This is a genomic window from Bacillus sp. J41TS8 (genome assembly GCF_018333035.1).
Taxonomy (GTDB): Bacteria; Bacillota; Bacilli; order Bacillales; family Bacillaceae; genus Bacillus; species Bacillus paralicheniformis.
Window position 1 is genome coordinate 1 of record NZ_BORF01000028.1, and the last position, 14,542, is coordinate 14,542.

16 protein-coding genes are annotated in these 14,542 nt (G+C 44.1%); 6 read left to right on the forward strand and 10 right to left on the reverse strand.

Annotated elements, in window-relative coordinates; translation table 11 throughout:
- Positions 1-152 precede the first annotated feature (152 nt).
- The 10 genes from KI350_RS22475 to KI350_RS22520 all read right to left on the reverse strand — a co-directional run bounded on the left by KI350_RS22475 (position 153) and on the right by KI350_RS22520 (position 5,962).
- Positions 153-599 (reverse strand): hypothetical protein, encoded by a 447-nt coding sequence (locus KI350_RS22475; protein WP_020450132.1) that lies wholly within the window; start codon positions 597-599, stop codon positions 153-155.
- Positions 600-624: 25 nt separating this feature from the next.
- Positions 625-969, reverse strand: coding sequence for a hypothetical protein (locus tag KI350_RS22480; RefSeq protein WP_228119604.1), 345 nt, complete (start codon positions 967-969; stop codon positions 625-627).
- Positions 970-1,036: 67 nt separating this feature from the next.
- Positions 1,037-1,483, reverse strand: coding sequence for a hypothetical protein (locus KI350_RS22485; RefSeq protein WP_059231302.1), 447 nt, complete (start codon positions 1,481-1,483; stop codon positions 1,037-1,039).
- A gap of 20 nt (positions 1,484-1,503) precedes the next feature.
- On the reverse strand, positions 1,504-2,184 hold the full coding sequence (locus KI350_RS22490) for a hypothetical protein (RefSeq protein WP_059231304.1): 681 nt from the start codon (positions 2,182-2,184) through the stop codon (positions 1,504-1,506).
- 17 nt (positions 2,185-2,201) lie between these two features.
- A complete protein-coding gene (locus KI350_RS22495; RefSeq protein ID WP_059231305.1) occupies positions 2,202-2,459 on the reverse strand; it encodes a hypothetical protein in 258 nt (85 codons plus the stop codon).
- 400 nt (positions 2,460-2,859) lie between these two features.
- Positions 2,860-3,132 (reverse strand): DUF4176 domain-containing protein, encoded by a 273-nt coding sequence (locus tag KI350_RS22500; RefSeq protein WP_059231306.1) that lies wholly within the window; start codon positions 3,130-3,132, stop codon positions 2,860-2,862.
- Positions 3,132-3,821 (reverse strand): hypothetical protein, encoded by a 690-nt coding sequence (locus tag KI350_RS22505; RefSeq protein WP_059231309.1) that lies wholly within the window; start codon positions 3,819-3,821, stop codon positions 3,132-3,134. Before KI350_RS22505 ends, KI350_RS22500 begins: the two co-directional genes overlap by 1 nt.
- A 20-nt stretch (positions 3,822-3,841) precedes the next feature.
- Positions 3,842-5,269 carry a ribonuclease YeeF family protein gene (locus KI350_RS23135; RefSeq protein ID WP_236808644.1) on the reverse strand — a complete coding sequence of 476 codons (1,428 nt, stop codon included), beginning with the start codon at positions 5,267-5,269 and terminating at the stop codon, positions 3,842-3,844.
- A gap of 17 nt (positions 5,270-5,286) precedes the next feature.
- On the reverse strand, positions 5,287-5,565 hold the full coding sequence (locus KI350_RS22515; protein WP_020450144.1) for a YwqI/YxiC family protein: 279 nt from the start codon (positions 5,563-5,565) through the stop codon (positions 5,287-5,289).
- A 13-nt stretch (positions 5,566-5,578) separates the two neighbouring features.
- The gene (locus KI350_RS22520; protein ID WP_003178893.1) at positions 5,579-5,962 is read right to left on the reverse strand and encodes a YwqH-like family protein; all 384 of its coding nucleotides are present in this window, start codon (positions 5,960-5,962) and stop codon (positions 5,579-5,581) included.
- Between the two features lie 509 nt (positions 5,963-6,471).
- Between KI350_RS22520 and KI350_RS22525 the strand changes: the two genes are divergently transcribed.
- The 6 genes from KI350_RS22525 (at position 6,472) to mmsB (ending at position 14,377) form a co-directional block, all read left to right on the forward strand.
- Positions 6,472-7,461 carry a substrate-binding domain-containing protein gene (locus tag KI350_RS22525; protein WP_059231310.1) on the forward strand — a complete coding sequence of 330 codons (990 nt, stop codon included), beginning with the start codon at positions 6,472-6,474 and terminating at the stop codon, positions 7,459-7,461.
- Positions 7,454-9,217: a cache domain-containing sensor histidine kinase gene (locus KI350_RS22530; protein ID WP_302052749.1), complete on the forward strand. Its 1,764-nt coding sequence runs from the start codon at positions 7,454-7,456 to the stop codon at positions 9,215-9,217. The genes KI350_RS22525 and KI350_RS22530 overlap by 8 nt, the downstream gene beginning before the upstream one ends.
- Positions 9,210-10,412 (forward strand): response regulator transcription factor, encoded by a 1,203-nt coding sequence (locus KI350_RS22535; protein WP_035337231.1) that lies wholly within the window; start codon positions 9,210-9,212, stop codon positions 10,410-10,412. The genes KI350_RS22530 and KI350_RS22535 overlap by 8 nt, the downstream gene beginning before the upstream one ends.
- A gap of 126 nt (positions 10,413-10,538) precedes the next feature.
- On the forward strand, positions 10,539-11,618 hold the full coding sequence (chvE, locus tag KI350_RS22540) for a multiple monosaccharide ABC transporter substrate-binding protein (RefSeq protein ID WP_059231313.1): 1,080 nt from the start codon (positions 10,539-10,541) through the stop codon (positions 11,616-11,618).
- 4 nt (positions 11,619-11,622) lie between these two features.
- Positions 11,623-13,191 (forward strand): multiple monosaccharide ABC transporter ATP-binding protein, encoded by a 1,569-nt coding sequence (gene mmsA / locus KI350_RS22545; RefSeq protein WP_059231314.1) that lies wholly within the window; start codon positions 11,623-11,625, stop codon positions 13,189-13,191.
- On the forward strand, positions 13,166-14,377 hold the full coding sequence (mmsB, locus tag KI350_RS22550; protein ID WP_059231316.1) for a multiple monosaccharide ABC transporter permease: 1,212 nt from the start codon (positions 13,166-13,168) through the stop codon (positions 14,375-14,377). The genes mmsA and mmsB overlap by 26 nt, the downstream gene beginning before the upstream one ends.
- Positions 14,378-14,542 lie beyond the last annotated feature (165 nt).

Sequence of the window (14,542 nt, forward strand, 5' to 3'; positions counted from 1 at the left end):
TAGCGAAGCTAGGCTAGGGGTGTGGGAGGACTTTTTCTATTTCTTTTATAAAGATGACAAAACACATCAAAACCATTTAAAACAAAAAAGCTTGTAGAAAAACATAGGTTTCTCTACAAGCTGAGGACCATGGCGAACCATGGTCCTTTCAATTATTTCTGCAGCATCTTATTCGTCACTTTATAAGCCAAGGTACAGCCAATTGTAATGAAAATAATCGCGATCGAAAGGATCACGAGCTTTTCAGCAACGGTATATATCGACATGGGAATAATAACAGCGCAGACGGAAAACACGCCGCCAAAATAAACAAACAGGATCAGCGGCTTTTTGTATTTTTTCCAAATCACTTGATTAATCCCGTTTCTTTCGGGGTCTGCCGGATGTTTGCGGTCTTCATCTTTCATCAGTTTATTTAGCAACACATAAATGAGAAATGCGAATAAAGTTGCCGAGAAAATATTAAAACAGAGGATAAACAGCTTTTCTCCCAGACTCATCACCGGATTCAGAACAGAGCTGAGAACGGAGCCGCAAACGAAAAACAGGTAGACGGATAAGATAGCTTTGTTTCTTGGTTTTTGTAGAAATTTAGACATTCGGATCTCTCCAATCGTAAATGATTTAAACGCTGAAAATGAGATGGATCAGAAAAGAAAAAATATAAAAGATGATGATGCTTAAAATGCCTCTGCCCAGAAGATAGAGGGCGAAATACAGTTTTCTCAGGAACCAGTTGTATTTTAATAGCCGATTGTAAACAAAGTAACCGGTGCCGACAAGAAGAAAAACGAATGTATTTGTGATTTTATGGGACCATTTTTCAGGTTTTAAAAAGATCATTTTTTCATATTCAATGATCATGTGACTCGCAATGATTAAAAAACCCAAACTGTAAGCGAAATGAGCGGCCAACATACCGGCGATGAAATATTCGGTATATTCAACAAAAGTTTCTGGTGACATCATTACTCCTTTATGAATGGCGGACTCCAGCGTTTATTAACAAGACTTTTTTTCTGATATAAAAAGCTTCTCATTCTTCGTCAGGCATTCTTTCCAAACAAGACCGGTTCAGCATTTGATTCGCCGCTTGATAAACCGCAAAAAAGCCGCACGATATCGCGGCACACAAAACCGTGAACATAGCGGATTTCCATAAGAAAGTGAGTCCGGTCATTGAAAACACGGAAGTTCCCACAATCAGGATGCCGACAAAGTAGAAAGAGAGCGTGAACGGCTTTCTATATTTCTTCCAAAAGATTTTCGCGACAATGTTGCATCGGTGTGCGCTTTGATCTTTCTTCGGCCTATTTATGAACACATAAATGATGAAGGCGAATAAAGAGATTGAAACGAACATAAAGCCGATGACGGCAAGCTTTTCCTTCCAGTTCATTGCAGGTTTGGCAAGGCCGGTCAAAATAATGATTGTTGCATATAGGGAATAAACTAAGAGAATGATTTTATTACTGCCTTTCAAACATGACCTCTCCTTGTGCCTTAAATCCTATGCTGTCTGATGATATCTTGATTCGCTTTAATGAAGAAGTATTTGTGGATGAATTTGACCCCCACCATAGAAAATAAACAAGCCATAAGCAGATAGACGGTACTCATCAACAAATAAACGGCAGACTCGGAAACTCGCAAAACGGCATGACTTATTACAAAACCGCCTGCCGGAACAGCTGCCAGGAGCATCCTTGTCGGAGCTGCTGTCTCCCTTTTGCCTCTTTTAGAATCAGGGAAAACAACTAAGTAATACTGAATGACGAGGAAGATAAAGGCGGCATATATGAATAGTGACAGACTGATCAACGGTAAATGAAAACCGATGGCAGAAACCATCATTTTTTGCGCTGTGATCAGCTGGCAATATGACATACCGCTGAATGATACGCCCATAAACCGAACATATTGAAGATGATGATGATATCCGGTCATGTTTTTGGTATTCATGATGATCATCCATATATTGATCAGGATAGCAACAGGAACAGCGGCGAATGTGAAAAAATCTACTTTGTTCGCCAGCACAGGTAATATGCTTAAAATATCCAGTATCAACACGATAAAACACGCCATTCCCCATTTCGTTTCCCGGCTGATGGGAGCCGTTAAATGAGATTGAATATTGTAAGGTAAATCTTTGTATGTAACCGTTTCTTTTAATCTCAGCAAAGCTTGTATTCCTCCGCTTATCCCTCTGAATTTTTATAATTCTGCATGTATTTTTTCAGCCAGACCTTTTTTCTGTAGATATGCAATAGGAGTGGAGGAACGAAAAAAAATAAGCTGATAACGGAAACAACCAAGGGAATTTCTGAAGGGGCTTGTTCTCCTAACGCCCATATTGTCATGATGACAAAAAAGATACCAACTACAGGGAATAAAATCGTGAAGATGATCATTGCTTCGTTTATTTTTTTATATAGAAAATGTTTTTCGTTTTTCATAAAAAGCTCTCTTTCTTAGCACCTTGGAAACTATAATGTCCAGATAATTAAAAGCAAAGGTCTACGCTTGTTGCTAACCACGTTCAGATTTCTTTCTTATTTTTATTAATGGGAAAGCGATAAGGTAATATCGAACCTTTCATAAAATCACAATCACTACCCTAATAAAGACGAATAAGATTATAAACAAGCAAAACGTAAACGAGTTCAGGGGATAATCTCATAGATATACTCGAGCGAATCTTGATTTAGCATCTTTTTCACTTGCCTTTTCTTTCATTTCGGTAGAATTGAACACTCATATCCACGACAAGCGATGCTTATATAAAACTACTTTCAAATAAATACAACGATCTCTTATCCAAAAAGAAAGCGTCCCATGTATGAGACGCTTCCGTTTCTAATCGATGGCTGCTTCTTTTAAAACATGTTGAAATTCTCGTTCCTCTTCATCCTCATAACCTTCGAAAATCACTTTCTCAATATCTGAATGGTTAAAAGCAAAAGTGTATTCTTGATTAATGTAGCCCTCGGGGTAAAAAACGCCGATATAGTCAAACATTTTCGGATCTTCGCTCACGACGATCTGTTTTCTTCCGTAAATCATTAATTTTTTTGTTCCGCCTTCGAGGAGGACGATTGAGCCGCTCGGCAGTAGGTTATTTTCACCCATTATTTTCTCCCCTTCCCTATATTTTTAATGATGGTTTGATTTGTTTTAACAAAAAGAAATTGGTGTATAAATTTGGCACCTATAAAAGAAAAAAGGCAGGCTGCAAATAGAGAAACAATGCTCATAAATATATTCATTACAGATTCAGAAAAATGAAGTGTAATTTGGGAAATCATATAGCCAGCGGCTGGGCCAGTCGTTAATAAGTAGACTGCCCAAGTAGGAACTGCTCTTTTTTTTGGTTTGTGAATAGAAAACTTTTTCAAGTAGTAGCGAAATGAACCTAGAGCTACTATAACAAGAATTAGGACAGAAAAAATAATAAACAACCAATTAAGTCCTAGTATGGAATAGTACATTTTCTGGGATAGAATAAACCAGCAATAGGACATAGTACTGAATGAAAAACCTTTATATAGTACAAATTCAAGATTGTTTCTATGTAAATCCATGTCTTTGAAGAATAAAATAAACATCCATAAATTAACGAGTATAAGAGGTGGTAAAGCTACCATAGTAAACAGTTTTATTCCGTTTGCAAGTAGCAGAAATAAAAGTAATGCATCTAACATAATTAAATTTAATATGCACATATTCACTTTTTCGTCTCGGTCAACTAAAATAATTAAATGATGCCTAGTTTCTTCAGGTAATCTTCTGAATATAACTTTTTCATTTAATTTCAGCAATTATGCTCGTCTCCTTTAGGTTATTTAAACCAGCCTGCGACTGTCTTCAACCCAGATTCCACTGTATCTTTTGCCATATCAGTTACGCTTTTTTTATCTTTACCTAATTTTATCCCACCTAACGCCATAGAAACCCCCACTGATGCAACAAAACCTACAGCAGCAGCTGCGATAATTGGAGCACCAGCTCCAATAACTGCCGCACCAACAACAGCACTTACTCCTAAGGTAGCAGCACCTACTCCTACATCTACTGCAACATCACCAACAGTTTTTTCTGTTGAGACATTAGGGTCATTTATATTTTTTACTAAATCTTCTCCAGTTGTGATGGCAACACCTGCCCAACCCAACTTGCTTTTCATTGCCCCTTTTACTGCAGATGAAGCTTTAGTATATTCAGCAATTTTAGGAGTGTTTCCGGCTTTTAACTGTGATTTAGTCCAAGTTTCTGGGTAATTTTTTCCTTTGATTCCTATCGCTTGCCCGTTCTGTACCTTGTATCCGCTTATCTTCCTGCCGCTATTGGTTTCTATGCCTTTTTTAATTTTAACCCCATCTTTAACAACATACTTCACATTCTTCCCAAAATCCGTTGCCGCAGTAGAAGTGCTATACAAACTTCCCGCACTCGATACAGGATACATCCAATCGATCTCAAATGGAAGTTCTTCTTTTGTTGTGTCGTCGATTTTGCCTTTTTCGTCTTTTTCGCTAAACCGTCCAAGCATCTTCTCCATCGGCGTTTCGCCGGGGTTTTGCAGGTCGTTTTGCAGGCCGCCGGGAGCTTGACTGATTGTTGAGTCATTTTGCGGCTTTAAAATTGAACCGCTTTTATATTCCGATATTTCAATTTTCGGCCCCGTATACATTTTCTCCAGCTGCTGAATGTACTGCTTCATCGTGTCAAGGTCTTCCTTCGCCGCTTTTAGCGCATTTGTCTGTTCGCGGTCAAAGGTGTGAAGCTTTTCTAGTGTCTCGCTGATTTGTCTTTGGGCTTTTTTGGCGTTTTCGTTGACGGCTGAATCGTCGAGGTCGGGCAGGTCGACGATGTGGCTGACAGTGGCCATCGTCTGATTGGCTTTTGACGTCAATCTGCCTGTCAGCGATTCGGCTTGACTGACGCCGTCATGGAGTTCGTTTTCAAGAAAGCTTTGCGAGATAAAGCCGTTTTGGTTCGGTTCAAGGGAATGAAGCGCGCTTTTCGTCTTTTCTAAAAGTCCTTTATAATCGGAAATAAAAGATTCATAAAAAAGAAGAAAAGTGGTGTGGCACTCTTCATAGAACGAGCGGATCGCTTCACCGCCCGCGCCTTTTAAGGCGTCGTCAAGGGAGGTGAGGCCTTTGACGCTTTGTTTGACTTTTGAAATCTCGTCAGTCTGGTTTTTTAATTCGGTCAGCGTTTTGTCTAGGCCGGTTTGAAAAGCCTGAACATCTAGAGTTTTCAATGCGTAGTCCCTTCCTTCTACTTGGCTTTGATCGATGACGACAGCTTTTTGTCGGCGTCTTTTATGGCGTTGACAGCCTGTTCGGTTTGCGCAATTTGTTTAGCTAGAGCTGATGCGTATGCTTTTGTCAGGCTTTTCAAATCTTTGTTCATGCTTTCGATTTTTTTGACGACGTCAAGGTTGTTTTTGCCGCTGATATCTGTCGGCACATTCGGTTTCACAGCTTGGGCTGAATGCTTCAGCTTCGAGAGCGCCTGTTTGACTTCGCCTGTTTTGACTTTGATTTCTTGACCCATCGTAATCACTCCTTTAGCGGCGGGCTTCTCTTTCTTCTTTTTCCAGTTTTTCAATTTTCGTTTTTAATGAGCTGATATCCTTACCTAGTGAATCAATGTCATCATTTAAGGAAGAGATTTTCTCTTTTAATTGTTTAAACACTTCATTTAACTGTTTTCCGCAAATATCATTGTAGGCCGTTTTCATATCGCTTCTGACGTTTTTAAAAGAATCAGCAAGGCTGCCCTGCCATGTTGTCGGCGACAGTTCGGGCTTTTTGATGCTGTCTTTTGAATCGTCAAATTCCTTTTTATCTGCTTCTAATTCAGTTTGGCAATTTTTCAGTTGTTCGAGCTGTTGTTTTTTGATGAGAAGTGTACCTTGCAGCCCGTATAAAACTGTTTTTTCCCAGATCATGTTACTGCCACCTCCCGGAAAATTTGATTCAAATGACCTGTTGGGATCCGTTCGTTAAAGGACCTTATTAATGTTACAACATGGTATAAATGAGTTGAATAGGAAAAATGTACCGTGATTAAAGAATCGAGTCGAGCGGCTAAGCAGGGAATTCCTTATTGTGACTGCGATTTTGCACTTTTCTCCATTTTCCTTCAAGGGCAAAAGACATGGTTCTTAGGGCTGTGTTTTTTATGATATTTATTTTTTGTTTCACAAACTTTAAGGTAATTTTAAGAAAGAGGCGATCTTGTCGAATACTAAACAGGGTTTTTCGAACAAAATGTCAAATAGATTAGATATTTCATATAAACAAGGGGGGAAATTGTCTGTTTGTGATGAAAAAAGGGGACGGGCGGAATTTCTGTCAGGATGCCTCAGCTGGATTCTAAGAAAAATATGCGGCTAAATATATACTTTATGATAGATTGTAAACGCTGTCTTGTCCTCTGACCAACAGGGGGATGAAGATGAAGAAGCTGTTAGTTGTTTATGCCGTGATGCTCTGTTTGTTTTTTCTGTATGTCTACGACTATTCCCGGGGCGATAAAACAGGATCTACAGAAGCAAGCAGAAGGCCGGCGGCCGGAAGTCTGTCCGAAAAATATGTGATGGTTACGTTTCAATCGGGAATCGAATATTGGAAGAGCGGCCTGAAAGGCTTTGAGGATGCCGCGCAGCTTTTCAACGTCTCTGTCGAGTATCGGGGGGCGGCCCATTATGATGTCCATGAGCAGACGACCGTCCTTGAGCAGGTGATTGCAAAAAAGCCGGCGGGGATCGCGCTTTCGGCAATAGATCCGAAAGCTTTAAACCCTGTCATCGACAAGGCGCACGAGCAGGGCATTCCGATCGTTTTATTCGATTCAGACGCTCCGCTCAGCAAAGCCTCTACATATGTCGGCACAAATAATATGGAAGCGGGTGCTGAGGCCGCAAGGCGAATGGCCGAGTTTTTAGATGGAAAGGGAGAGACCGCCATCATTACCCAGCCGCGTCAGTACAATCACCAGGAAAGGACGAAGGGCTTTGAACAAACGATCAAGCAAAAGTACCCGAACATGAAGGTCGCCGCGGTTTTGGACGGAAAAGGGGATGAGCTGACGTCGAAAAAAGAAGCGGCGAAGATTCTGGAAAAAAATCCGTCCATCAAAGGAATTTTCACGACAGAAGCCAATGGGGCGAGCGGTGTGGCCCGCGCTGTGAAGGCGGCGGGACTTGAAGGGGAAGTATGCATCATCGGCTTTGATAAAGACAAGAAAACGCTGGACGGCATCAAAAGCGGATCGATTTCCGCGACAATGGGTCAGGACACATGGCAAATGGGCTATTGGTCGCTGCACATGCTGTTTTTCTCAAATCACCATCTGAAGCATGAACGCCCGCTTCCGGCAGCGATCGATACAGGCATTACGATCATAACGAAAGAAAATGTGGCAGCCTATTATGCGAATGATTAAACGTTTGATTAACAATGCGCCGATCCGTCATAAGCTGATCAGCCTTCTCTTATTAATCAGCATGCTGCCGACGATCGGCCTCGGCATTTTATCGGGATGGGCCGTTGAAAATATTATTGAAAAACAGGTGATCGACCAAACGCTGCAGCTGATCGGTGAAGTAAACAAGACGGCTGAAGTATATGTCAGCCACATGCAGAACCTGACATATTTAATATCAATGAATGAAGAAATGGAAGCGTTTTTTAATCATGAAAAGGAGGACGGAGAGGCGGATTATAAGCGAAGGACGTTTTTGCAGGGCCTGACTTCTTTATATTCTGAAGCCGCAGGCATTCTCGTCGTCAATGATAAGGGTGAGATGATCAGCAATGAGATGTATGAACGCACGCCGACAGATTTGACAAAAGAACCGTGGTATCTGGCGGCTGTCGCTAATGAAGGAATTTTCAAGATGATCGGAAAGCCTGTCAATCGGAATATCAGAAGCCATGTGCATTACAGGGAAGACGAGGTCGTTTCTGCCGTCAGAGCTGTTATCGATCCTGAGACACAGCGTGTGAAAGGCGTTGTGCTCATCGATTTGAAGCTGCGCGTCCTCGCAGAAGCGACAAAAAATATCCGCTTGGGGAAAACGGGTTATTTGATGATCATGGATGAGAATGGCGGCAATATTTATGCACCGGAGACCTCAAAGCTGTTTCTGCCGAAAAAGTGGTTCAGTCAAGACCGGTCCGGCTATTTTTCGAAGCGGATTAAGGGAGAGGAGTATCAGTTCATTTATGAGACGTCTTCCTTTACGAACTGGACAACGGTCGGCGTTTTTAAAGCGGGTGAACCGGTATTCGAAGTGAAGGAAATCCACTTGTATGTGCTTTTGTTTTTACTGACGGCGGCGTTTCTCGGAATGTCCGCTTCCTATTATTTGTCCCATTCCATGTCGCGGCCGATTTTGAAGCTGAATGCTGTCATGAAAACGGCGGAAAGCGGGAATTTTTCAACATGTTATCAGGAGGAAAGGGAAGATGAAATCGGGCTATTGGGAAAAAGCTTCAATCGCCTGATGTTGAGAATCAGGGAGCTGATGTCGGTCACAGAAAGACAAGAGCGCCAAAAAAGGGAAGCTGAATTAAGGGCGCTGCAGGCACAGATCAACCCTCATTTTCTCTACAACACACTGGATACAATCAATTGGATGGCGAGGAAGAAAGGAGCGGAAGAGGTCAGCGGTCTCGTGCAGGCTTTATCCAAGCTGTTCCGCATCTCCTTGAGCAAAGGGAAAGATATCATTCCGCTGTCTGATGAATTTGCACATGTTGAAAACTATTTGAAAATCCAAAAAGCGCGGTACCGCGATAAATTAAACTACTCAATCGAAATGACCGGGCTTTGTGATGATCGCCTGATATTAAAGCTCGTGCTTCAGCCGATTGTCGAAAATGCGATTTATCATGGAATTAAAGAAAAAAAGGGGCAGGGGCATATTACGATCAAAGGCATGGAGGAAGACGGCTCGCTGATCATCAAAATTGAGGATGACGGAGCCGGAATGGATGAAGAGACGCTAAAGCAAATAACCGATCAATTCAAACACAGGGACGATACAGCGGGCTACGGCATGATCAACGTCCATGAACGGATCGCCCTTACATTTGGCGAGCCGTACGGTTTAACGGTTGAAAGCCGAAAAGGAGCCGGAACCGCCGTCACAATACGGCTTCCAATTTTAACAAAAGGGGGAACAAGCCTTGAGTGAATGTTGGCGCGTACTGATTGCCGATGATGAACCATGGATTCGGGAAGGAATACGGGATGCCGTCTCTTGGGAGCGCTATCAAATGTCGGTGTCAGCTGAAGCGGAGAATGGTGAAGAGGCATTTGAGCTCGCTCTCAAACACGGCATCGACTTATTGATTGTCGACTTGAATATGCCGATCGTCAACGGAATCACGCTGATGAAAAAGCTCCGCGGCGTCCTGCCGCAGTGCCGCTTTGTCATCGTGACGGGCTACGATCAGTTTGCATACGCGCAAGAAGCGATCCGGCTGAATGTCGATGATTATTTGTTAAAGCCGGTCGATCCCGCTCATCTGGAACAAGTGCTCGAAAAGATCAGCGTGTCGCTGGCAGCTGAAAAAAAGAAGCTCAGCGAGCAAAAGCTTGCCGAGCAGCATATTCAACAAAACCTCGGTCTTTTGAAAGAGCATGTTTTCAGAAGCTGGATCGAAGGCCGGGCAGACGAAGAAGACGTTTACCGGCAGCTCGAATGCCTTCGGCTGCCGGCCCGTTATCCTGAGACGCTCGGTGTCATCGCGGCCGGGCATGTATGGAACAAGCCGTCTGAAGCCGACAGTCTGAAAGAAAAAGTAGAACGCTTCTTTATCGATGAGCGGGATAAGGCTGTTTTTTTCGATGGAGACCGTCTGATCGCCGCCTGCCTGTGGCGTTCTGTTACAGAAGCTGAACAGCGGGCGCTTGCTGAGATGATCGAAGCTGAAATGCAGGCAGGCGCCGCCGTCTGCTTCGCGAAGCTTGCCGAAAATGGCCGCTCAGCTGCGCAATGCTATCAGCATTGCAGACAGCAAGTCTCGAAAGCATTTAATATCTTGCCGGTTGTCACGAGGGCCAAAGAATATATGAAAAAGCATTTCACTGAAAGGGAGTTTTCTTTAAAACAGACGGCGGATGCACTTCAAGTCTCGCCCGTCTATTTGAGCAGGATCATGAAGAAGGAGCTCGGCATCACATTTGTTCAGCTTTTGACAGAGATGCGCATGGACCAAGCGGTTCATCTATTAGAGACAACCCCGCTTTCGATTCATGATGTTGCCGAACAAACGGGCTATGATACACAGCACTATTTCAGCACGGTATTTAAAAAAACGAAGGGGGTATCCCCCAATCAGTACCGACGCATGTCGGGAATTGAACGAACAGGGAGAAAATTGTAATGTAAGCGCTTTATAAAAGTCTGATTTTTATAAAAATAGTTAATTAATTCAAAAGACGGACATTCGAAAGACATGGTACAGTTGGCATGATTCATGATGGGAGAAATCAAAAGGGGGATACCAAGCATGAAAAAATGCTGGCTGTTGATCATTGCAATGCTTTTCTGTCTCATTGTTTCCGCCTGTTCGGGGAATCAGGCGAGCGGAGGGGGAGACAAAGGCTACGTCGGAATCTCAATGCCGACAAAGTCATCGGAACGCTGGGTGTATGACGGGAAATACATGGTGAAAGAGTTTGAAAAGCTCGGGTATAAAACGGATCTGCAGTATGCGGAAGATGTCGTTGAAAACCAAGTCTCACAAATCGAAAACATGATTACAAAAGGCGTCAATGTGCTCGTCATTGCTTCGATTGACGGGGAAGCGCTGACAGACGTCCTTGAAAAAGCAAATAAGCAGGATATTAAAGTCATTTCCTATGACAGGCTGCTTATGAACAGCAAACATGTCGACTATTATGCGACATTTGACAATCATAAAGTCGGTGAACTCCAAGGGAAATATATTGAAGAAAAGCTTGGCTTAAAAGACAAAAAAGGACCGTTCAACATCGAATTATTCGCGGGATCGCCTGACGACAACAACGCGCATTTCTTTTTTGACGGCGCCATGTCTGTTTTGAAGCCTTATATCGATTCGGGCAAGTTAAAGGTATTGAGCGGCCAGACTTCATTTGAGCAAGGCGCGACGCTCAGGTGGGACGGCGCAACCGCGCAATCCCGGATGGACAATTTGCTGAGCGCGCATTATACAAAAGCGAAGCTTGATGCGGTGCTTTCACCGTATGACGGGATCAGCATCGGAATCATTTCCTCTTTAAAAGGCGCGGGCTACGGATCGGACAAGAAGCCGCTGCCGGTTATTACGGGACAGGATGCGGAGCTTGCTTCCGTGAATTCGATCATTAAAGGGGAGCAGACCTCAACCATTTTCAAAGATACGAGAGAGCTGGCGAAAAAAGCCGTTGAGATGGCGACATCCGTCTTAAAAGGCGAAAAGGCGGAAGTCAATGATACAAAGACGTATGACAACGGAGAGAAGGTCGTTCCGTCCTACCTGCTTGATCCGGTCGTCGTCGATAAAGAGAACTATAAAAAAGTGCTCGTTGACGGCGGTTACTATAAAGAATCGGAATTAGGGAAGTGATCCGATGTCCGATTGCATTTTGGAGATGAGAGGCATCACGAAGGAGTTTCCCGGCGTCAAAGCGCTCGACAATGTCCACCTTCGCGTGAAAGCGGGCGAAATCCATGCCCTCTGCGGTGAAAACGGGGCGGGCAAGTCGACTTTGATGAAGGTGCTGAGCGGTGTATATCCGTACGGTACGTATACGGGCGACATTTTGTATAAAGGGGAAGTATGCCAATTCAAAAATATTAAGCAAAGTGAGGAAGCGGGGATTGTCATCATCCATCAGGAGCTGGCGCTCGTCCCCCAGCTTTCCATTGCGGAAAATCTTTTTTTGGGCAATGAACAGGCGAGCCGCGGCGTCATCAATTGGCGAAAAACAAAGCTGGAAACGCTTGAATTAATGAAAAAAGTCGGGCTTCAAGAATCTCCGGATACGCTTGTTTCCCAAATCGGCGTCGGAAAGCAGCAGCTTGTTGAAATCGCCAAAGCTTTGGCAAAAAAGGTGCAGCTCTTGATTTTGGATGAGCCGACTGCGGCTTTAAATGAAGCGGACAGCGAGAATCTGCTGCGGCTCTTACTCGAACTGAAAAAACAGGGGATTTCTTCAATTATGATTTCTCATAAATTAAATGAGGTCACGAACGTCGCAGATTCGATTACCGTGCTCCGTGACGGACAGACGATCGAAACGCTTGATGTGCAAAGCGGGCAATTGACCGAAAACCGGATCATCAGAGGCATGGTCGGCAGGGAGTTGCAAAACCGCTATCCTGACAGAAGCGCCAAGATCGGGAACGTCATTTTTGAAGTGAAGGATTGGACAGTTCACCATCCGCTTCAACAGGATCGCAAAGTGGTTAACATGGCGGCCCTTTCCGTCAAAAGAGGCGAGATCGCAGGAATTGCCGGCTTGATGGGCTCCGGAAGGACGGAGCTGGCGATGAGCATTTTTGGAAGATCATACGGAAAAAACATCTCCGGCACAATCGAAAAAGACGGGCGGGAGCTTTACATCCGCCACCCTGAAGAAGCCATTAAAAACGGCATTGTCTATGTGACGGAGGACCGGAAAGGAAACGGTCTGATTCTGGATGACAGCATTAAAGAAAATATTACGCTGTCCAAACTGGAGAAGGTGTCGAGCCGATTGGTGATGGACGAGCGCCGCGAAAAACATGAAGCGGAGGATTTTCGCAGGAAATTGAACATCAAGACACCCGATATCGGCCAGCGGACCGGAAATTTAAGCGGAGGCAACCAGCAGAAGGTCATGCTGAGCAAGTGGATTTTTGCGGAGCCTGACATTTTAATTTTGGATGAACCGACGCGCGGCATCGATGTCGGCGCCAAATACGAAATCTACGGCGTCATCAATCAGCTTGCCGAAGCAGGTAAAGCGGTTATGATGATCTCTTCGGAGCTTCCCGAGCTGCTGGGGATGTGCGACAGAATTTATACGATGTGTGAAGGGGAAATCACCGCCGAATTTTCCAAAGAAGAAGCTGATCAGGAGAAGCTGATGAAATATATGACCATCCGCATGAAGAGAGGGGGAGAGGCGTATGCAGACACCGGTGCAAACGGATAAAGACCGCGCTCAGCCCGGTTACTTTCAGCTGTTTCGCGACATGTATAAGCAGAACATCCGGAAATACAGCATGGTCATTGCGCTCGTGTTTATTATGCTGCTGTTTCAAATACTGACGGACGGAATTTTGCTGAGACCGCTGAACATTACGAACCTGATTTTGCAAAACAGCTACATTCTCATTTTAGCGATTGGGATGATGCTCGTCATCATCACGGGACACATTGATCTATCAGTCGGTTCAGTCGCCGCTTTTGTCGGCGCCGTCTCCGCGATGATGATCATCGAAAACGATATGCCGCTGTTTGCGGCGGTCGTCCTGTCGTTGCTTCTGGGAGCGGCAATCGGCGCCTGGCAGGGATTTTGGATCGCTTATGTCAAGATTCCGGCCTTCATCGTGACGCTGGCGGGTATGTTATTGTTCAGAGGACTCACGATGATCGTGCTTGAAGGGAAATCGATCGCTCCATTTCCTGTGTCCTTTCAAAAAATGGCGTCCGGCTTTATCCCGGACTGGCTGAACGGAGGCGCGCTCCATATGACGACGATTGTCGCCGGAGCGGGAGTGTCGATTCTTTATCTCGTCTATCAGCTTCAGCAGAGAAACATGCAGAAGAAATACCAATTTGACTTGCAGGGAAAAGGTCTGTTTGCAATTAAGGTGTTTTTTATCATCGCCATTATCAACCTTTTTACCTACATTCTCGCGACGTACGAAGGCATACCTCTCATTTTGATCACATTGTTCATCTTAATCGCCGGGTACACATTCGTTATGAAAAAAACCGTCATTGGGCGGAGAATCTACGCAATCGGCGGCAATGAAAAAGCGGCCGAGCTTTCAGGAATCAAAACAAAACGGCTTACCTTTATGGTCTTCGTCAATATGGGCGTCTTAGCCGCTCTTTCCGGCTTGATTTTTGCCGCCCGTCTAAACGCGGCCACTCCGAAAGCAGGAAACCTGTTTGAACTTGACGCCATTGCGGCCTGCTTCATCGGCGGTGCTTCAGCTTACGGCGGAATCGGCACGATCGGCGGGGCCATCATCGGCGGGCTTGTCATGGGGGTCATGAACAACGGCATGTCGCTGCTCGGTCTGGGCATCGACTGGCAGCAAGCAATTAAAGGCCTCGTCCTTCTGATTGCCGTTGCATTTGATATTTACAATAAAAATAAAACTTCTTAATTTATAAAGAAAAACCTGTTTTTGAACATCAAAAACAGGTCAGCTTGTAGAGAAACCTATGTTTTTCTACAAGCTTTTTTGTTTTAAATGGTTTTGATGTGTTTTGTCATCTTTATAAAAGAAATAGAAAAAGTCCTCCCACACCCCTAGCCTAGCTTCGCTAGG